The following is a 21,136-nucleotide window of genomic DNA, read 5'->3' as shown; positions in this document are numbered from 1 at the left end:
AATCTAACTACTTTTGCCATTTGTTGAAAAACGCATTCATTTCCCTTAACAATTCATAGCACGAATGAAAATATCATATAATTGGCTTAAACAATACATCAAAACTGATCTTAGTCCTGAACAGATTTCAACTATTCTTACCAATGTAGGTTTAGAGGTGGAGAGTCTTGAAGAAATTCAAACCGTTGCCGGAGGTTTAAAGGGCTTGGTTATCGGACATGTAACTTCTCGTGAAAAACATCCTAATGCTGATAAACTGAGTGTTACTAAGGTGAATGTTGGAAACGGTCACGATCTTGACATTGTTTGTGGTGCGCCAAATGTTGCTGCCGGACAGAAGGTTGTTGTGGCAACGGTGGGGACAACTGTTTACCCAAGTTCAGGCGAACCATTTGAAATTAAAAAAGCCAAAATTCGTGGTGAAGTTTCCGAGGGGATGATTTGTGCTGAAGATGAAATTGGATTAGGTGCTTCGCATGCTGGTATTATAGTATTGCCCGAAGACGCTCCGATTGGGATGTTGGCTAAAGAGTATTTCAAAATTGAAGATGATTATTGTTTCGTGCTTGGTTTAACTCCAAACAGGGTTGATGCCGCATCACATGTGGGGGTTGCCCGTGATATTGCTGCTTTCTTGCAATCAAATGTGATCCTGCCATCAGTTGCTGATTTTAAGGTTGATAACCATGAATCAAAAATTAGTGTAGAAGTGATTGACACCGAAGACGCACCACGTTACTCTGGTGTTTCCATTAATAATGTTACGGTTGCTGATTCCCCTGAATGGTTACAGAATAAATTGCGTGCCATTGGTCAAAAGCCAATCAATAACGTAGTGGATGTAACCAATTATGTATTGCATGAATTAGGTCAGCCGTTACATGCTTTTGATGCTGATCAAATTAAGGGAGGAAAAGTAATTGTTAAGAAATTAGCGGAAGGAACTCCTTTTATTACCTTAGATGGGATTGAGCGTAAGCTGTCAGCCGACGATATGATGATTTGTGATGAGACTGAAGGTTTATGTCTTGCAGGAGTTTTTGGAGGTATCAAATCAGGCGTAACAGCCGTAACCAAAAACGTTTTCCTTGAATCAGCTTACTTTAATTCAGTTGCTATTCGTAAATCAGCTAAGCGTTACGGACTGAAAACGGATGCGTCTTGGCGCTTTGAACGCGGAACAGATCCGGCAGCAACGGTGTTCGCATTGAAGCGTGCTGCCTTGTTGATTAAAGAAATTGCTGGAGGGACCATTTCTTCTGAAGTTATAGATATTTATCCGGTTGAAATTAAGAATGCAGCAGTTGAGGTTTCTTACAAAAACGTAAAACGCTTAATTGGAAAAGAGATCGCTGCTGAACAAATAAAAGCAATTTTAACCGGCCTGGGAATTGAAATCTTAAGTGAAGATGCCTTAGGGATTAAAGTTAGTGTTCCTACAAGTAAGGTGGATGTAACGCGTGAAGTGGACATTGTCGAAGAAATTCTTCGTATCTACGGATATAATAATATCGAGATTCCTGCATTAGTGAATTCATCACTTTCGTATGCGGTTAAACCTGATCGTGAGAAATTACAAAATGCAATAGCTGAGTTTTTAACGGCAAACGGATTTGCTGAAATCATGTCGAATTCTTTGACCAAATCAGCATATTCTCATCTTACAGCTAATATTAACCAGAATGAGAATGTCGTAATCTTGAATCCTTTAAGCAATGATTTGGATGTGTTGCGACAATCGTTGATTTTCTCCGGATTGGAAGCGGTTGCCTACAATCAAAATCGTCGTCAGGCAGATTTAAAATTATACGAGTTCGGTATAACGTATCGTAAAACGGAGAATGGCTATGCAGAAAATGCTCGTTTAGCTGTTTTTGTAACCGGCCGTTTGGAGTCGGAGCAATGGAATGCGGCCAACGCTATGGCTGATTATTACGCAATCAAAGGATATGTGGATGCGATTCTGAATAAATTGAATGTTCAGGTGGCCTCTTCTGAGCGAATCGTAGATGATCAAACTTCTGAAGGACTTTCATACAAAAAAGGTAAAAATATAATTGTTCAATTTGGTTCCGTTTCAAAAGCTATTCTTAAGAAACTTGATATCGATAAACCGGTGTTCTATGCTGATTTCAACTGGGATTACATTTTGAAAACCCAAATGAATAATAAAGTTGATTATACAGAGGTAGCTAAATTCCCTGCTGTACGCCGTGATTTATCAATGTTATTGGATAGCTCTGTTAATTTTGCTCAATTGAGAGATCTTGCCTTCCAAACGGAACGTAAATTATTAAAAGAGGTTAATATTTTTGATAAGTACGAAGGAGATAAATTGCCTCAGGGTAAAAAATCATATGCATTGAGTTTTGTTATTCAAGATGATGAGAAAACGCTTACTGATAAGCAAATTGATAGTGTAATGCAGAAAGTGATTGCCAATTTTGAGAAACTGGGAGTGGAAATCAGAAAATAGTTTATCACAATAAATGTTTAATTTTAAATGTTGAATTATGAATTATTGTTTAATTCATAAAGAATTGAGTAGTTTTAGCTAATTCGTATTTATTTTATATTCAACATTTATAATTTAGAATTTAAAATTAATTGAAAATGCCTTCTCTTGGTAAATCATTGGATGGATTGCATCTTAAAGTCGAGCGACTCATTACTGTTTGTGAATCGTTGGAGGCCGAGAATGCTCGTTTGAAAGCTAGTTTTCATGAAATGAAGCAACTGGCAGAGGAAAGAGATCAAACCATCGAAGAGTTAGAGGAGAAGTTGAAAGTTGTACGTTTAGCAGGTTCGTTGTCAGGTAGTAACGAAAAGACACTTGACATCAAACAAAAAATTAACGATTTTGCGAAGGAAATAGATAGGTGTATTGCGCTTTTGAATAAATAACCTTAATGATTTAATGCTCAATGGGAGTAATTTCCATTAAAATAAATATTGCCGATAGGGTATATCCATTAAAAGTGGATGTGGCTGAGGAAGAAATTGTACGGAAAGCCGCCAAAGATATAAATGAACGCATAAAAACGCTAACGCAGAATTATGAGGTTCGTGATAAACAAGATTTATTATCAATGTGTGTTTTGCATTATGCAACAACAGCGCTTAAACTAGATAATAAGAATTTAATTCCTGATGAAGGTATAACCGAAAAAATCATGGAATTAGACCATTTACTTGATGCTTTTTTGGCAAAGCAATAAAAAGATATTTAAGAGCAAACAAATAAATTTAACCGCAGTTAAATTTTATATAAATCATTAATGTTAGGCTTATTCAAGTTTAATAGACTGACTATATAAATTTTAGAAGCGGTTTTTTATTTAGAGAGAAAAATGGAAATTATTTTATATGCAGTAATTGCATTAGTAGCAGGTGTCGGGATAGACCGTTTCCTGCTTAGGAAAATGTTCAACACCCAAGAAATACAGGCAAAAAATAAAGCAAAGCAATTTCTTAGAGATGCAGAAGCTCAAGCTGAAATCTTGAAAAAAGATAGATTACTTGAGGCTAAGGAGAAATTCCTTCAAATGAAGGCTGAGCATGAAAAAGAGATTAATCAGAAGAACAATGCCGCTCTTCAACGTGATAATCAAATCAAGCAAAAAGAACAATCGCTTAATCAAAAGTTAGAGAATGTGAACCGCAAAGAACAAGAACTTGATGCGGTTAAACAAAATCTGAATAAGCAATTAGACGTTGTTGAAAAGAAAAAGATTGAAGTAGATGAATTGAAAAATGAGCATGTTACACAGCTTGAAAAAATTGCAGGTTTGTCGGCTCAGGAAGCTAAAGACCAGTTGATAAATCAGCTTAAAGAAGAGGCGAAATCACAGGCAATGGCTTCCGTTAAAGATGTGATTGAAGATGCTAAACTTACTGCTGCTAAAGAAGCCAAGAAAATTGTTATTCAAACCATCCAACGTACGGCAACTGAATCGGCGATTGAAAACACGGTTTCTGTGTTTAATATCGAAAGTGATGAGGTAAAAGGACGTATTATTGGTAGGGAAGGTCGTAACATTCGTGCACTTGAAGCAGCTACTGGTGTAGAAATCATCGTTGATGATACTCCTGAAGCAATTATCCTTTCTTGTTTCGATCCTGTTCGTCGTGAAATTGCACGTTTATCATTACACCGTTTGGTGACAGATGGTCGTATTCACCCTGCACGTATTGAAGAAGTGGTTGGAAAAACGAAGAAACAACTCGAAGATGAGATTGTGGAGATTGGTGAACGTACAGTAATAGATCTGGGCATACATGGCCTACACCCCGAATTGATTCGTATGGTGGGGCGTATGCGTTATCGTTCATCTTACGGACAAAACTTACTGCAACACTCACGTGAAGTTGCTAATCTTTGCGCCACTATGGCCGCTGAGTTAGGTTTAAATGTGAAGTTGGCAAAACGTGCTGGTTTACTTCATGATATTGGTAAAGTTCCAGAAGATAGTCCTGATACTCCTCACGCTTTGTTAGGTATGCAATTAGCTGAGAAATTTAAGGAACATCCTGAGGTTTGTAATGCTATTGGTGCTCACCATGATGAGATTGAAATGACAAGTATGTTGTCGCCAATTATTCAGGTTTGTGATGCTATTTCAGGTGCTCGCCCAGGTGCTCGCCGTGAGGTAGTTGAAAGTTACATTAAGCGTTTGCATGATCTTGAAGATTTAGCACTTTCATACCCAGGTGTGGAAAAAACCTTCGCTATTCAAGCTGGTCGTGAACTGCGTGTTGTGGTGGATTGCGAAAAAGTTTCTGATCAACAGGCTGAAACATTAGCTTTTGATCTCTCTAATCGTATTCAAACGGAGATGACTTATCCTGGACAAATTAAAGTAACGGTAATCAGAGAAAGCCGTTCAGTAGCGTACGCGAAATAAGAATCAAGATCCAAGAATCAAGGATTTATCAAGAATAGATTTAACAAAGGCTCCACTGTGGAGCCTTTGTTATGTTAATGGCTTTACAAGATTAATACCGTCTATATTTTTGGTAATTCATCAGTGTTTGATAATTTTAAATTTTTAATCCTTAACAATAATAAAATACATGGCAACTAATAATATTGAACGTTCGGAGGTAGACTTATACTTTGACAAGTATGCTGAAAGTCACCAGAATGGCACTAACAAATTAATCCATTGGATATGTGTGCCCAGTATTGTGTTTAGTTTGCTTGGTTTGATCTGGAGTATTCCGGTTCCTTCTTTTTTTTCAACCTATTTAAATTGGGCTTCGTTCGTAATCGCCTTTTCATTGTATTATTACTATAAATTGTCACCTGCTTTGGCAATTGCCATGCTCTTGGTAGTCGGAGGGATGTCTTACCTGATTGTACATATAGAAATGAATTACGGAATGGTTATGTTACGCTGGATTTGCTTAGGCGTTTTTGTAGTATCTTGGATTTTTCAATTTATTGGACATAAAATAGAGGGTAAAAAGCCGTCCTTTCTTGAAGATTTAAAATTTTTGCTCATAGGTCCAATCTGGTTAATCCACTTTATATTTAAGAAATTGGGTATACGCTATTAATTTCAGTTTGTTGGATTGCTGTTGTTAACTTAAAAATAACAGCAGTGTTACCAATAGATAATAAACGCTTAACATTGCGATAATCTCCCCCCTCTACTTTTGCCACGTACAAAAATAAAACGAGGTAAAAGTGAAAAATTTCTCCATTTTAAAATGTGCGGTTTGCTTAATTATATTGTTTGCAGGTTTGTCTGTTAGCAAAGTAAACGCACAACAAACAGGCAAAATTATAGGTAAGGTTACAGACAAAGCCTTTAACGAACCCTTAGTTGGTTTAGCTGTATCAATTAAAGGAAGCTCAAAAGTAGCACCTACAAATGTCGAAGGACGTTACGGGTTTAAACTTGCTCCCGGCAAGTACACGCTAGTGTTTCAATACATTAGCTATCAAACTAAAACTGTAACGGATGTTGAGGTTCGTGCCGGACAGGTAACAGAATTAAATGTGGTAATGAACGATGCAGCAACAGCCTTAAAAGAAGTTGTTGTTACTTCATCCGCTAAAAAGGAATCTACAAACTCTTTAATCCAGTTTCAGAAAAATACAAATTCAATAGCTCAGGTTGTATCTGCAGAGAGTATAAAAAAATCACCGGATAAAAATACCGGAGAAGTGCTTAAGCGCGTGTCAGGTGCATCTTTACAAGATGGAAAATACTTAGTGGTTCGCGGTCTGGCTGATCGTTACAATCAAGCATCAGTAAACGGAGCCTTAATGCCATCAACAGAGCCGGACAGAAAAACATTTTCATTTGATATTTTCCCTTCGGCAATCGTTGATAATATCGTTATCAATAAAGCTGCTACTCCAGAAATGTCTGGTGAGTTTTCAGGAGGAATGGTGCAACTAAATACGAAGGATGTTCCTGACAAAAATTATTTTCAAGTGTCTTTTGGTTCGGGAACTAATACCCAACTATTGAACAATGTTTTTTACACTTACAAAGGTGGAAAATTAGATTTTCTTGGTATTGATGACGGAACTCGTAAACTTCCAGCTAGTTTTCCAACTACTCAAGTGCTTAAAGGAGGTAGTGTAGCTGATAACGCAATTGCAGGTAGTGAATTACAGGATATTTGGAACTATGCTCACTCAACTAAACATGCAAACATTAATTTTCAAGGAAATGGTGGCTTCAGCAAGTCTATAGGTAACGGGTCGGATGTTTTGGGTGGAATCTTTTTATTAAGCTACAATGCTCAAAGTCATTTTGGAGATATTAAGCGTAATAGCTATGATTTACAAAATATTGTTCAGTTTGATAATCACGATAATCAATACAGTACAAATGTTGCGGTAGGCGGATTAGCTAACCTATCTTATAAATCAGGTAACAATAAATTTAGTTGGAAAAACTCTTATAATATTAACAGTACCGATCAGGTTACCACTCGTATTGGTAAGGAGTTTAGTGGCGATATTACGGCTAATATTAAAAGCGAAGAGTTAAGTTTTACATCGAATCGTTTATTAAGTTCTCAGTTTATTGGAGATCATTTTTTACCTGCCAACGGTATAAAACTTAAATGGAATCTTAACTATTCCTTATTAAATCAAGATGTTCCAGATTTAAGGCGATTGAAATATACAATGGATAATAATGGAAATTATTATGCTAATATCACTCCTTCTTCAGGCAATCCTCGTAATGCAGGCCGATTTTATTCGAAATTAAACGATAATATTTATGGTGCGGGCACCGATGTTTCCAAGAGCTTTAAACTGTTTGGATTAAGCCAACAATTAAAGGTAGGTGGGGTGTTTCAACGCAAAGACAGAACATTTGACGCAAGGGGCTTATCAGTTTCGGTTGCACCAGGTGCGGAAGGAAATCAATTAATTTATACTGGCCCGGACCAAATACTAGATAAAGGTAATTACGGTGAAACTAAATTCTATCTGATTGATTTAACCGCTAATTCTGACTCATATACGGCTTATTCAAACCTTGGAGCCGGTTATTTGCAGTTGGATAATCAATTGGGGGCCAAGTTTAAATTAGTATGGGGTGCAAGATTGGAGTCTTTTCAACAATATTTGAAATCGAAAAACTTGCATGCAATTGATGTTGCCGCTACCGATATCCTACCTTCTGCTAACCTTATTTTTAAACAAAGCGAAAAGGTAAACATTCGTTTGTCTGCTTCTCAAACGGTATCAAGACCTGAATTCAGAGAGATTTCTCCATTCTCTTTCTATGACTATGCTCGCAACGGAGCTTTAACCGGAAATCCAGATCTAAAAAGAACTAAGATCACTAACCTGGACCTTCGCTATGAAATATATCCTAAGGCGGGTGAGTTGTTTACAGTGGGTTTATTCTATAAATTCTTTGATAAGCCTATTGAAATGACTTATGATATTGCTCAGGGTTCACCAACTTTTGGTTACTGGAATGCAAAGAGTGCAACCAATTATGGAGTTGAATTCGATATCAGAAAGCGATTAGAGTTTTTTGCAAGCAAATTCCTGGCTGATTTCACCGTTTTCTCAAACGTATCATTAATCAAAAGTAGTATAGCTGTGCCTGATGGATATATAGGAGAGGTTTCTAGGCCGATGCAAGGTCAAAGCCCTTATGTTGTGAATGCAGGTTTGCAATATGATAACAACCACTCAGGAACCAACGCAAGCGTGTTGTATAATATAATTGGAAGAAGAATTTCTCAAGTAGGAAATTCTGATGTGCCGCAGGTTTGGGAAGCTCCACGCCCATTGCTCGATTTTCAACTTTCACAACACATCAATAAAAAGGCAGCTCTTAAATTCAGTGTAATTGATATTCTGGCTCAAAAGTCTGTTTTCTATTGGGATCAAAATAACATAGGCAAATATACAATAGGTAAAAATCAGCCTATTAACCAATTCCAGTCAGGAACCGGCTTCTCTTTACAATTTAATTACAGTTTCTAAAAAATAAAAAAACAAATTAAACTGATCATGAAAAAAATCGTATTCTCAATTGCTGCAGTTTTATTATTAGGCACAGTAGCTTGTCAGAAAAACAATGATGGTGATATTGCTCCTTCAGATCCTTCATTAGACACTTTGAGAGGTCAAATTACTGCTGACCGTACTTTGGATGCTAGCAAAACGTATTACCTTGATGGGCCTGTATTCGTAAAAAACAATGCTACCCTTACCATTAAAGAAGGTGTGATTGTTAAAGCAATTAAAACAGGTAAAACAAAAGCAACAGCAAACTCATCAAGTTTCCTTGTTATTACCAGAGGATGTAAAATTGAAGCAACTGGTACTCAGACTAAACCAGTTGTATTTACATCTGCTCAGCCGGCTGGAAGTCGTGCAACTGCTGATTGGGGTGGCGTTATGCTTTTAGGTAATGCAAAGGTAAACTCTTCTTTCGGTGGTGTTGCCAGCAGAAGGCAAATGGAAGGCTTCTCTGATAACGATGGCGCTGCTTACGGTCAGGATATTGTTGGAGGAGGTGATAATGATGCCGATAACTCAGGTACCCTAAAATACGTACGTATTGAATTTGCCGGTATCGCGCTTTCAAACAAACCTAACTCAGAGTTGAACAGCTTAACTTTTATCGGTGTTGGTAGTGGTACAACCATTGATCACGTACAAAGCTCATTCAGTGGTGATGATTCATTTGAGTGGTTTGGTGGTACTGTAAACTGTAAATATTTAGTGGCTTATCGTGGTCTAGATGATGATTTTGATACTGATAACGGTTTCTCTGGTAAAGTACAGTTTGGTTTAAGTATTCGTGATAAGGATATTTCTGATACAGGTTTACCGGGTAATTCAAATGGTTTTGAATCAGATAACGATGAACTCGGAACTGATAATGCTCCTTTAACAAATCCGGTTTTCTCTAACATTACTTTTATTGGACCATATTCAATAAATAATGGTGCTAATATTCCAGCTAACCACGTATTTACCAGAGCGGCACACATTCGTAGAAACAGCCGTTTATCAGCATTTAACTGTGTATTTACCGGTTATCCAAACGGTATCTACATCGATGGCGATAAATCTGCTACAGCTGCTTTAGGCAATACACTTGAAATTAAAAACAGCTTTGTTGGTACAATTACCGGAACAATTGGTGGTAATGTAGGTAAAAAAGTCTCGACAAATTCATTGACATTTGATGCTCAGGCTTGGTTTACTACTGCCGCGTTTGGCAATGATATTTCAATCGATAATATTGCTGACTTCAAATTTGCTAACATGTCAGGCGATCTCAAAACAATTGATGCTCGTCCGATAGCTGGCTCACCTTTATTGAATAAAGCTTCATTTTCTAGCAGTGCTAAAATTCAAAACGCTTTCTTCAAGCCTGTAACTTATGTTGGCGCATTTGATGTTAACGATACCTGGTTAACAGGATGGACTAACTTTGATCCTAAAAATGCTACCTACTAAAAATTGAATAGCTGAGGGTGATTTTGCAGTAAAAACGATTTTTCACTTCCTCGTTTAAAAATGAGAAGGGTCTTGCAAATAATTGCAGGGCTTCTTCTTTTTTAGAAGTTCTAAAGATTTAGAAAAAGGTTGAAGCCTCGAATAGTGAAAAGTCTTGCATGTAATATGCAAGGCTTTTTCTTTAAAGTGCGAGTAGTCTTGTTAAAATAACGATTTAGTTTCTATATGAATATTTTAGTAGGAAACAATGGACTATCCGGCTATTTTTTTGTTTTAATCATTGCTTTTTATAAATATTAAAATCAAATTTACGACCATTTGAAATTTAAAGGGTTAGTAATAAATGAGGGTAAAATCATAATTCTTCGGTTCGAAGAGCTTCTAATATAGCCCTCCATTCAAAATAAAAACAATGTTAGAATTCGAAGAGCGGTTTAAAACCTTATTCCATCAACATTTTAAACGACTTTGTCAGTTTTCATTCAATATAGTTAAGGATGAAGATGTGGCGAAAGATATTGTTCAAGAACTTTTTATGAAGTTGTGGAATTTATCCAATTCTGATAAACTCGAAGAAAAATTTGAGCCTTATGCCTATACCGCTGTTAAAAATTTGAGTCTAAATTATCTTAGAACCAGAGAAACTTATCATAAATACCAGGATCAGTTAACGGAGGATACTTTTTCTTTTGATCCTTTCCACGAGCAAGCAACGCTTAATCAAAAAGAACTATTCTATATAAAGTTATTAGCTGCCATTGATAAACTCCCCGAGCAGCGAAGGAAAATTTTTTTATTAAGTAATGTTGACGGCTTAAAATATTCCGAAATCGCTGATCAACTTGGTATTTCCATCAATACCGTAAAGACTCAAATAAAACTTGCGTACCAATTTTTAAGGGCGGAATTTAATTTCGATACTCCTTTGGTTTTCGTAATTATCAGATTGCTGAAAAAAAAATAAAAAAAATCTTTTTGCCTTCACCCTTTTTTTACCCTTCCCTGTAATACTATTAGAGATATGATGGAACACTCAAATAAACCTGTTAATTGGGACAAGCTTATTGATATGCTTGATAGCAATTCAACGCCTGATACTTTCTTAAACTTAACAGTAGAGGAAGAAGAGGTGTTGGATGATGTTAAGTCAATACAAAAAGCAATTAAAGAAACTCCTATACTGGAAAACATAAATGCGGAGAATGAGTGGAAGCGTTTTGTTCGTTTGCGAAATGGGGGTGGGGAAACTAAGGTACTGCTAATGTGGAAACAGTTAAGAAAATTTGCAGCCATAGCAGTATTGATTTTAATTTCAGGAGTTACAGGGTATTATTTTTTGAATGATAACAAAATTGGTCATGCCAAAACTATCGCTAGCATTAAGAAAGAAGGACGCGAAAATGAGAAAGTAAGATTGCTGCTTTCGGACGGTAAAGAGTTGGTAATAGCAGATCAGAAACAAGTGCAAAGTGCAGATGGATTGCTTTTGAATAAAAAGGAATTGAATGAATTGCAGTATTCAAACCCTGAAAATAAATCAGTAGAAGTTTATAATACTTTAATCGTTCCTAAAGGTGAAACTTATAAGCTTTTACTTTCTGATGGATCACAAATATGGTTGAATGCCGATTCTCGCTTACGTTTCCCAGTACAGTTTACAGGAACTAATCGTAATGTTTGGTTGGAAGGAGAAGCCTATTTAGAGGTAGTAAAAGATAAAACCAAACCGTTTTTTGTACATGCTAACGATATTGATATAAAGGTTTTAGGAACTTCGTTCAATGTGAGAGCTTACTCTAAAGACGTACAAACGACATTGTTAGAGGGTAAAGTAAAAATGAAGAGTGGAATAGAAAGTGTGGATCAGGAGATTTTTCTAAACCCAGGGCAGCAAGGCTGTTTTGATACAGAAAACAGAAAGTTGAGTCTTAGAAATGTAGACGTGGACGATTTTGTCGCATGGAAAAATGGTATGATTTACTTTAACAATGAGACATTGGTACAGGTAATGCAAGAATTAGGCAGAACGTATAATTATAGTGTTTTTTACGCAGATGAGCAATTGAAAACAATGAAATTAAGCATGAACATAGACAAGCAAAAAGAGGTCGACGGCGTCTTGCGATTAATTGAAAAAACAGCCCATTTACAATTTAAAATAAATAAAAACGAACGAAGTATAGTTGTGACGCAAAAAATGGATTAAAAAAACGGAAATGCTGCGAACATTCCCGTTTAATGTGTAGTACAGATTTTACTGTTAAGAATCTAAATCAAATGTAAAGAAAAACTTTCAATTTGAAATGTCTTTTCTTTGGTTGCTAATTAATGCTCTATTATTTAGCAGGATAACATGATTGCTACCTTTTAAAGCCCAACACTTTCTTCACAAGGTTATTGATGAATTCATTAACCACTTGCGTTCAAATTTTTAACCTAAATCGTTAATAATATGAATCAAAATTCAGCGCCATGAGGCAGTGCCAATGGGGTTTTAACACTCCATAACTCAACTGGTTGAGTGTGATTAGTTAAGATTATCATTTCAATTTACTGATCCGAATTAATGAAGAAACTTTACATGATGAGCGTGGCTTTGCTATGCTCCACCAATTTTCAAGTAGCACTTTGGGGAGGCATAACCCTTACCGCCTCCACAATTTCTGCCCAGGCACAAGAGGTTACTAAAAATGAGCCTCGTATAACCTTAAATGTGCAAAATATTACGGTTACTGAACTGCTTAATCTGCTTAAATCGCAGGTTAAACTTAAGTTCATTTACAATGCCGATGAGCTCAATAAATTACCACTTGTAAGTGTAAACACAAAGAATGAATCCTTGAGTTTAGTTTTAGCAAGAGTATTCAAGGATACGAGATTATCATATTCTATTGATAATGGTGTTTTACTGATTTCTGCCACCAAGATTTCACAATCTAAAAATTCTTTGATAGAAGCAATATCGGGGATAGTTATTGATGAGGTAAAATCTCCGATGCCTGGTGTAGGCATAATCATTAAAGGTACCAAAAAAGGTACTCAAACCGATGCAGATGGTAAGTATAAACTTAATGCAGAACCAGGTGATGTATTAATGTTTTCTTTCATAGGCTATAACACGACTGAAATAACGGTTAAGCCTAATCAACTTGTTATAAATGCCAACCTTACTCCAGCGATGAATACGATTAAGGAAGTAGTTGTAAGTACAGGTATCTTCAAAAAGGTAGACCAAAGCTTTACGGGTGCGTCCACCACTGTTACCGCTAAAGAATTACAACAGTTCGGAAACCGTAACATTATTACTGCTCTGCGGAATGTAGATCCTTCTTTTAACATTGTTGAAAGCAATTCATTTGGTTCGAATCCAAATCGTTTGCCCGAGGTTCAAATCCGCGGTAATTCGAGCTTGCCAAATATAAATCAATTGCAAGATCAAACTCGTGTGGGTTTAAATACGCCCTTGATCATTCTGGATGGGTTTGAATCTACTTTGCAAAAAATGTTGGACATCAACGAGAACGAAGTTGAATCTATCACAATTCTAAAAGATGCTTCTGCAACAGCTATTTATGGTTCACGCGGCGCCAATGGCGTGGTTGTAATCACTACTAAAGCACCAACGATGGGTAAATTGCGTATTAATTACCGCGCGGATGTTAATGTTGAAGCGGCTGATTTAAGTGCTTACAGTGTATTAGACGCACGTGACAAATTAGCCTTGGAAGAAACAGTAGGTTTGTATAACGCTGCAAGAGCTGAGAATGAGGTGCCTCTTAAACGTTATTACAGCTTTCTCTTAAATGAGGTAAACAGCGGGGTGAATACCTATTGGCTTTCTAAACCAATTAATACCGGAGTTGGTCAGCGCCATAACCTTCGTTTAGAAGGTGGAGACCCAACCTTTCGCTACTCAGCTTCCATTCAGATGAACGACATTGAAGGGGTAATGAAAGAGTCGAATCGCAGAACGTACAACGGTACCATCAACCTTGCTTATACTTACAAAAAGATAAAGTTTAGCAACAGCTTAATGATTGCAAGCGGTAGCTCGGCAAACTCGCCTTATGGCAATTTTAGCGATTATGTAATAATGAACCCCTATTGGAGGGCTTATGATGCCAATGGAAACGTGTTAAAATTCTTAGGTGATCCCGGTAGTTTAGATTATACCAACCGTTGGGGAAGCTTGCCAACTAATCCGCTATACAATGCCACACTGAATGTATTTGATACAGGGAAATCTTCAGAAATTACAAACAATACCTCTGTTGAATTTCCGGTTTTTCAAGATTTAATTATGAGAGGCCGCATAGGTATCACAAAAGGCGAAACACAGACCGATAAGTTCAGGCCAGCCGAACATACCGCCTTTGCTAACTATTCTGATATAGATATCTTTAGAAAGGGGGATTATCATTATGGCATTTCTAACAGTTTGTCATATGACGCTTCCTTAAACTTAAGCTATTCTAAAACATTTGGAAATAACAATACTCTTTTTGCAGGTCTTGATTATAACGTGCGTCAAAGCCAATCTTCAGATTATAGCTTTTTAGCAGAAGGCTTTACCAATGCCAATTTAGACTTTATCTCAATGGCACAACAATACGCCAAAGACGGTAAACCTACCGGCTCAGAAGGTTTGTCGAGAGCGGTGGGTGTAACCGGTAACGTGAACTACATCTTTAACAATCGCTACTTTGCTGACGGATCCTTTCGTGTAGATGGCTCTTCTCAGTTTGGTTCAAAAAAGCGTTTTGCTCCATTCTGGGCAGCAGGTATGGGCTGGAACCTGCACAATGAGGATTTTCTGAAAGATTCAAAGATAATTAACCGATTTAAGCTTCGCGGATCTTTTGGGTTAACCGGTTCTCAGAACTTTAGTTCTTACCAAGCCCTTTCTACATTCCGTTACTATACAGACGATCGATACTTCAATTGGAATGGGGCCTACCAAATAGCATTAGGCAATGAAGATTTGCAATGGCAACAAACCATGAACTACGATGTTGGTTTTGATGCGGAGGTCTTAAACAGACGTGTTAAATTAACTGCCGATTATTACATCGAACAAACAAAAGATCTTGTTTCTTCTGTAAACCTTCCTGCTTCCAACGGATTCACCAGCTATATTGAAAATATTGGTAAAATGGAGAACCGTGGTTTTGAGTTGAAAGCAACAGCATTCTTAATTCGTAACCAAGAAAAAGGTCTTAGCTGGAGTGTATCCATGGCCATGATGCACAACAAGAACAAGATTGTGCAAATATCTCAAGCGCTGAAAGATGCACAAAAGGCAATTGAAAACGCTACAGGGGCGGCTCCAAGCACTTTGTATAAAGAGGGGTATTCTACTAATGCTATTTGGGTGGTTCCTTCATTGGGTATCGATCCTAGTACCGGTAAAGAACTGTACCTAGGCAAAGATGGTTTACCAACCTACACTTGGAATTCTGCGAACCTAATTGCTGTGGGAAATACTGATCCTAAAATTCAAGGTAATTTTAGCAGCATGGTGCGCTATAAAAGCTTGTCATTGAATGTAGCTTTTGGATACCGTGCCGGCGGACAACTGTATAATCAGACTCTGATTAACAAAGTGGAGAATGCCGATTATAAATACAACGTTGATTCTCGCGTTTATGATGATCGTTGGAGAAACCCTGGTGATAATGCAGCGTTCAAAGGCCTGTTAGTTACGACAGCAACCAACAGGACTTCCCGCTTTGTACAGGATGAACGCACCATTAACTGTCAGAATATCAATTTAACATATGACCTTCGGTCGAAGTACCTTATGCAACACCTAGGCTTGAGTAACCTGTCGGTTTCAGGAAGCGTTGCAGACGCATTCTATTTGTCGACAGTTAAGCAGGAGCGCGGAACGCTGTATCCATTCTCCAGACAGTTTTCATTAAGAATTAGTACAATATTTTAATCTAGGACAGGATGAAAAATCTAAAATATATCATTGTTACCGTGCTAGCCTTGATAAGCACATCTTGTAAGGATTTTTTAACAGTAAATCCGAAGACTGAGATGACCAAGGACCTGTTTTTTTCAACAGAGGCAGGGTTTAAAGATGCTTTAAGTGGCGTTTACATTCAAATGAAAGGGAATAATGTGTATGGCCAGGCCATGACCATGACTGCCATTGAGCAATTAATTTCAAGCTGGGATGTAACAGCCAACACTGTTGAACAGAAATTAGGCCTATTCAATTTTACTGATGCAACGGTTGAAAAATCTTTATCCAGCATTTATAGCGGAGAATACAAGGTTATAGCAAGTATCAATGCAATTCTGAATCAAATTGATGAAAGAAAGGATGTCTTTAAAACACCTGGAATGTATGAAACCATTAAGGCAGAGTGTTTGGCTTTACGCGCGTATTGCCACTTGGACATCTTGCGCTTATTTGGCCCTATTCCTACAGACCCAAGCACCGGGAACATGCTTGCCTATGTGACGCTACTTTCCAAGACCCCCAATCAGTTGATCCCATTTGCCCAATATCAGGAAGCGCTAATAAAAGATTTGACTGATGCAGAATTTTTATTGAAGGATATCGATCCAGTTATTAAATACTCTCTGGCCGAACTCAGAAATCCGAGTCAGACCGCAGCGTTTAATCCAGCTGATACCTATTTTGCCTATCGTTATTATCGCATGAACTATTATGCGGTGAAGGCTTTACAAGCACGTGCTTATTTGTGGTTTAACAATAAAGAAAAGGCTTTCGAATGTGCAAAATTAGTGATCGATGCTAAAAGTAATGATGGTTCAGCAAAGTTCCGTTTAGGTACTGCAACCGATATGACCAACAAAGATTATGTGCTCACCTGTGAACACATTTGCGGACTGTATGATTTCAATCTTTATAAAAAATACAATGATTTATATGCAGCCGGCACACTGAAAAAGGGTTCAACGGCCACAACCGTTACTACTCAACTTTATGGAAATACAGGTACCGATATTCGTGAGGCCAACCTTTGGGAATTGATCACTTTAGCCAATCAATCTAAATGCTATGTATTGAAGAAATATCAAATGGTCGAAAAGCCTCAAAACTTGGCAGCTGATATCAAACAGATTCCATTATTGCGAATCAGCGAGATGTATTTGATCGCAATAGAAGCAGGCACTCTGGCAGATGCACAAGCATTATGGGCAACCTTCCGTACGTCAAGAAATATTGCGGTAACTACGTTGCCAGCTGATCCGACGGCGTTAAAATACGAGTTGTTAAAAGAGTACCGTAAGGAGTTTTATGCAGAAGGACAGGCATATTTTGCCTATAAGCGAATAAACGCACCAAAGGCGAACACACTGTTTATTCCTGCTGCAGCGGCAATCAACTACTTAATTCCATTGCCTAAAACAGAAACCATTAACCTTAATTAATTCTGACGAATGAAAAAACTGAAATATTTTGTAGTAGCTCTGGCATTAATTAGTCTGGCTTCTTGTAAAGAGGATGATTATTACCTTTTTAATGACACAGCAAGGTTGCAGTTCGGTCCGGATATTTCCCGGATTTATCAAACCAGTTTTAACCTAGCAGATACATTAAAGCCATTTACTTTCTATTATGAAAATCCGGACGTAAAACAAGATACGGTGTTTTTCGATATCTATGCGATTGGAGGAGTCTCATCCAAAGACCGAAGCTTTACTTTAGAGCAAGTACAGGTTCAGGGTGTCAATAATGCCGTTGCAGGTACACATTATGTGGCTTTTAATGATCCTCTTGTGAGCAAAAATTATGTAATCAAAGCAGGGCAGGTACACAGTTTTGTGCCTGTAGTGGTTTTGCGTGACGCTTCATTGAAAAATTCGAATGTGGTTTTGAAATTTAATGTTGTTGCCGATAAGAATTTTCAATTAGGAGAGGCTAATAATCTATGGCGCAAAATTGACTTAACTGATCGCTTGAGCCAACCTGCTGCCTGGAACGCTTCTGCTTCCCAGTATTATTTTGGAAAATACAGTATAGTAAAACACAGGTTCATGATTGAGAGTACAAGTCAAAAGTGGGATCAGGAATTTATTTCCTTTGTAATGGCTGATTATGCATTGCTTCAATATTACACAGGCACCCTAAAAACGGCTTTGGTTAATTATAATAATGCACACCCTGGAAATATGCTTAAAGATGAAGTTGGCGATCTGGTTGTATTTCCATAATTCTAAAGAATTTATCTCATGAAGAAATTATATATAATAATGAGTTTGGCAATGGCATTGTTTATTGCCGGCTGTTCAAAAGATATTGGTAATTATGAATATTCGTCAAAAGAAGTAATCACCATTACGGGAATCGAGAATTCATATACGAAACTTTCAGGAGTGGAAAGAATTACGCTGGATCCGGAAATTTCTTCTAGTAATTCAGAAGCCGATTTTGAGTACTTCTGGGGAATTTATGAAACCAATGTTCAGGGTTCTGTTCCGAAAATCGATACCATTGCCAAGACCAAAGCATTGGATTATTTGGTGAAACAGCCCGCCAAGGGCTGGGTATTGGTTTTCCGTGCAAAGAATAAAAAAACCGGATATTTTAAATACACTACCTCAAGCATTAATGTAATAACACAATACACTCGAGGTTGGTATGTTGTGAAGGACGATGGTAGCCAAACAGATGTAGATCTGTTTAAAACGCCTGCCAGCATTGTTCCGGATACAAAAGTGGAGAACGTATTTAGCTCGGTAAATGGTAAAAAACTAAATGGCAAAGCCTCGCTCTTTAGTTTTCTTACGGCTTATAAATCAACTGTTACAGGTGTACTTGGAAATACCAGAGCCCTATTCTTGCTGAGTGATAAGGACGCGACGGTTGTTGATATCAACACATTTAAGGAAATCAGGGGCTTTAACAATTTGTTTTATGAATCACCATCTGTAAAAGCGCCCAATTTTGTAACATTTGCTTCTCAGGCCAACTACTTTGTGAACGATGGGCAAATTTATGGGATTTATACCATGAGTAGCAATACCGGCCAATTCGGGGTAAGAAAAATGCGAGACAACTTGAACTCTCCTTACAAAGTGTCCAAGTACTTCATGGCCTATGGTTCTAGTGATCCGATTTTTTATGATGAAATTAGTAGCTCTTTTATTTCTTCCGGGGCTACAGGAAGTTTGGTGAATGCCCTTTCAGATGCAGCCGCTACAAAGATGAAGGCAAATAATAACAACAAGAAGTTATTATTCATGGGTAATAAGAATACATCTCCATTTTCGGGCTACGCTGTTTTTCAAGATAAAACCGATCCGTTATTGAAGATTTTATCTTTAATTACTCCTACATTACCAACCCTTACCATCGTAAATGATACTTTAAAAGTTGCCGATAAACTTTACAATGCAGACAACTATACGCTTTTGCAAGGGGATGAGAATATGCTCTACTTTACGGTTGGTAACGAAGTTTGGTCGCGTAATTTGTCGAATAAGTTCGAGCAGAAGCAATTTACTGTTCCGGCAGGTGAGGAAATAACGTTTATCCGTCACAGAAAATATACGGGCAGCGGTGTTGAGGCTCCTTATTCATATAATTTTGTGATGATCGGGACAAAGATTGGAGTCAGTTACAAGGTTCGTATGTTTACCAAAACATCGGGTAACCTTTCTGCAAGTCCTGTTTTTACGCTTGATGGAACCGGTTCTGTTGGCGATGTTATTTATGTTTCACCTTCAATAAGTGAATCTACCTACACTAATACATTTTAGAAATTAAAAAACTGATGGTGGTTACATTTTAACCATCATCAGTTTCTATCTGGATTAAATCATTTTAAATATGAATAAAATACTAGTGCAAATGGTGCTTGTCGTTTGTGGATGGATATTTACTGCCCAGGTTTTTGCTGCCGATGGAATAAAAACCGTTGTTAAGGGCTCACTCACAGGGACAAAAGGGAAGATATTTCTTTTTATACGCGGAGGCATGATGAAAACAAAGGCTGCTGACTCAATTAATAATGGCCGGTTTAACTTAGAAACTACATTGGATAAACCGGGATTTTACCTGATTTCAACACCGGTCAAAGCGTTAAGTGGCTTCGATATTTACCTGAGCCCGGGAGATGATCTTACCATGAAAATGGAGAAAGACGGTTTGGTAATGACGGGAAAGGGAAGCAGGTTAAATCAGTTTCTTTTTGATTTGAACAAAAAGTTTCCTTATAGTTATCAAGCAGATCAAGCTACCATCAGCCAAACCTATAAAAACAGAATTACAGAAATTAATGCCTCTACAAATGAAGAAGTTTTGCGAAACAAGGCCATCCTTTTAGGCTATGCTCAAGGGGAATACCTCGATAAAGTTTATGGAGAATATGTAAACTCAAAGGTGTTCGGTTCAACAGATGAAATCAAAGATGTGAACTTTACTGATTACAACATGACCCTGTTGCCGGAAATTGTGAATTACTATAACTGGAGAGAAACGATTTCTGAATTGATGTATTCTAAAATGAGTGCCGGACAGCTAAAAGTTCGAAACATGAACACTTGGGTGGCTGATTTTGGGAGTCTCATTGAGAATCAAAAATTGAGGGAGGATTATATGGTTGCTTTAATTAAATTCTCTGTATTGCTTGGCGACTTTACATCTATACACGATGTGATAAAAGAAGCCTTGCCATTAATAAAGGATCCAAAAAATATAGCTGCTCTAAATGAGTTGAATGGCAAAATTTCAGAAGGTGTAAACCGATATAAAAATGCCTTACCAGGAACTGATTTGAGCGCATTTACCTTTGTTAATGCGGATGGTAAAGAAGTGGCCATAAGGGATTATAAGGGTAAATATATTTTTATCGATATCTGGAATACTGGATGCCATCCCTGTGTTGCCGAAATGCCTTTTCTGAATAAAATAGAACATGAAATGCAAGGAAAGGATATTGCTTTTGTGTCAATCTCATGCGATACGGATACTGAATTATGGAAAAGCTTTTTGAAAAAGCGTAACCTGAAGGGAGAGCAACTATTAATGAAAGGCGCTTTTAAGGATCCTTTCTTTAAACAAATCGGCTTGTCTGGTATTCCTCGCTTCCTCATTCTGGATAAAGCAGGTCGAATGGTTGATTATAACAGCTGTAAACGTCCTTCGAACCCATTGTTAAAAAAATACCTCACCGAATTACTTAATCAATAAAC

At 37.4% G+C, this 21,136-nt stretch carries 14 protein-coding genes; all 14 read left to right on the top strand.

The window, feature by feature from the left end:
• Positions 1–64: 64 nt before the first annotated feature.
• The 14 genes from pheT (at position 65) to FN756_RS12165 (ending at position 21,134) form a co-directional block, all read left to right on the top strand.
• The gene (gene pheT, locus FN756_RS12230) at positions 65–2,476 is read left to right on the top strand and encodes a phenylalanine--tRNA ligase subunit beta (RefSeq protein WP_142604392.1); all 2,412 of its coding nucleotides are present in this window, start codon (positions 65–67) and stop codon (positions 2,474–2,476) included.
• 137 nt (positions 2,477–2,613) lie between these two features.
• Positions 2,614–2,904 carry a hypothetical protein gene (locus FN756_RS12225; RefSeq protein WP_142604391.1) on the top strand — a complete coding sequence of 97 codons (291 nt, stop codon included), beginning with the start codon at positions 2,614–2,616 and terminating at the stop codon, positions 2,902–2,904.
• Positions 2,905–2,924: 20 nt separating this feature from the next.
• A complete protein-coding gene (locus tag FN756_RS12220) occupies positions 2,925–3,218 on the top strand; it encodes a cell division protein ZapA (protein ID WP_142604390.1) in 294 nt (97 codons plus the stop codon).
• 132 nt (positions 3,219–3,350) lie between these two features.
• Positions 3,351–4,904, top strand: coding sequence for a ribonuclease Y (gene rny / locus FN756_RS12215; RefSeq protein WP_142604389.1), 1,554 nt, complete (start codon positions 3,351–3,353; stop codon positions 4,902–4,904).
• A gap of 169 nt (positions 4,905–5,073) precedes the next feature.
• Positions 5,074–5,559 carry an Mpo1 family 2-hydroxy fatty acid dioxygenase gene (locus FN756_RS12210; RefSeq protein WP_142604388.1) on the top strand — a complete coding sequence of 162 codons (486 nt, stop codon included), beginning with the start codon at positions 5,074–5,076 and terminating at the stop codon, positions 5,557–5,559.
• Between the two features lie 130 nt (positions 5,560–5,689).
• On the top strand, positions 5,690–8,473 hold the full coding sequence (locus tag FN756_RS12205; protein ID WP_142604387.1) for a TonB-dependent receptor: 2,784 nt from the start codon (positions 5,690–5,692) through the stop codon (positions 8,471–8,473).
• 27 nt (positions 8,474–8,500) lie between these two features.
• Positions 8,501–9,961, top strand: a complete 1,461-nt coding sequence (locus FN756_RS12200) for a hypothetical protein (protein ID WP_142604386.1) — start codon at positions 8,501–8,503, stop codon at positions 9,959–9,961.
• A gap of 412 nt (positions 9,962–10,373) precedes the next feature.
• On the top strand, positions 10,374–10,925 hold the full coding sequence (locus tag FN756_RS12195; protein WP_142604385.1) for an RNA polymerase sigma-70 factor: 552 nt from the start codon (positions 10,374–10,376) through the stop codon (positions 10,923–10,925).
• Between the two features lie 57 nt (positions 10,926–10,982).
• On the top strand, positions 10,983–12,167 hold the full coding sequence (locus tag FN756_RS12190; protein WP_142604384.1) for a FecR family protein: 1,185 nt from the start codon (positions 10,983–10,985) through the stop codon (positions 12,165–12,167).
• 360 nt (positions 12,168–12,527) lie between these two features.
• The gene (locus tag FN756_RS12185) at positions 12,528–15,902 is read left to right on the top strand and encodes a SusC/RagA family TonB-linked outer membrane protein (protein WP_142604383.1); all 3,375 of its coding nucleotides are present in this window, start codon (positions 12,528–12,530) and stop codon (positions 15,900–15,902) included.
• 11 nt (positions 15,903–15,913) lie between these two features.
• Complete coding sequence (locus tag FN756_RS12180; RefSeq protein ID WP_142604382.1) at positions 15,914–17,371, top strand: RagB/SusD family nutrient uptake outer membrane protein; 1,458 nt, start codon at positions 15,914–15,916, stop codon at positions 17,369–17,371.
• Between the two features lie 9 nt (positions 17,372–17,380).
• Positions 17,381–18,154: a DUF4843 domain-containing protein gene (locus FN756_RS12175; protein WP_142604381.1), complete on the top strand. Its 774-nt coding sequence runs from the start codon at positions 17,381–17,383 to the stop codon at positions 18,152–18,154.
• An 18-nt stretch (positions 18,155–18,172) separates the two neighbouring features.
• Positions 18,173–19,702 carry a PKD-like family lipoprotein gene (locus tag FN756_RS12170; protein WP_142604380.1) on the top strand — a complete coding sequence of 510 codons (1,530 nt, stop codon included), beginning with the start codon at positions 18,173–18,175 and terminating at the stop codon, positions 19,700–19,702.
• Positions 19,703–19,772: 70 nt separating this feature from the next.
• Complete coding sequence (locus FN756_RS12165) at positions 19,773–21,134, top strand: TlpA disulfide reductase family protein (protein WP_142604379.1); 1,362 nt, start codon at positions 19,773–19,775, stop codon at positions 21,132–21,134.
• Positions 21,135–21,136 lie beyond the last annotated feature (2 nt).

This window comes from Solitalea koreensis, from assembly GCF_900182575.1.
Lineage (GTDB): Bacteria > Bacteroidota > Bacteroidia > Sphingobacteriales > Sphingobacteriaceae > Solitalea > Solitalea koreensis.
Note: the sequence above shows the minus strand (reverse complement) of the source record. Positions and strands in the feature narration are given on the sequence as shown.

Bases quoted from the DNA above. Each gene is read 5' to 3' on its own strand.
- pheT (WP_142604392.1), top strand. From the start codon at position 65: ATGAAAATATCATATAATTGGCTTAAACAATACATCAAAACTGATCTT.
- FN756_RS12225 (WP_142604391.1), top strand. From the start codon at position 2,614: ATGCCTTCTCTTGGTAAATCATTGGATGGATTGCATCTTAAAGTCGAG.
- FN756_RS12220 (WP_142604390.1), top strand. From the start codon at position 2,925: ATGGGAGTAATTTCCATTAAAATAAATATTGCCGATAGGGTATATCCA.
- rny (WP_142604389.1), top strand. From the start codon at position 3,351: ATGGAAATTATTTTATATGCAGTAATTGCATTAGTAGCAGGTGTCGGG.
- FN756_RS12210 (WP_142604388.1), top strand. From the start codon at position 5,074: ATGGCAACTAATAATATTGAACGTTCGGAGGTAGACTTATACTTTGAC.
- FN756_RS12200 (WP_142604386.1), top strand. From the start codon at position 8,501: ATGAAAAAAATCGTATTCTCAATTGCTGCAGTTTTATTATTAGGCACA.
- FN756_RS12195 (WP_142604385.1), top strand. From the start codon at position 10,374: ATGTTAGAATTCGAAGAGCGGTTTAAAACCTTATTCCATCAACATTTT.
- FN756_RS12190 (WP_142604384.1), top strand. From the start codon at position 10,983: ATGATGGAACACTCAAATAAACCTGTTAATTGGGACAAGCTTATTGAT.
- FN756_RS12185 (WP_142604383.1), top strand. From the start codon at position 12,528: ATGAAGAAACTTTACATGATGAGCGTGGCTTTGCTATGCTCCACCAAT.
- FN756_RS12180 (WP_142604382.1), top strand. From the start codon at position 15,914: ATGAAAAATCTAAAATATATCATTGTTACCGTGCTAGCCTTGATAAGC.
- FN756_RS12175 (WP_142604381.1), top strand. From the start codon at position 17,381: ATGAAAAAACTGAAATATTTTGTAGTAGCTCTGGCATTAATTAGTCTG.
- FN756_RS12170 (WP_142604380.1), top strand. From the start codon at position 18,173: ATGAAGAAATTATATATAATAATGAGTTTGGCAATGGCATTGTTTATT.
- FN756_RS12165 (WP_142604379.1), top strand. From the start codon at position 19,773: ATGAATAAAATACTAGTGCAAATGGTGCTTGTCGTTTGTGGATGGATA.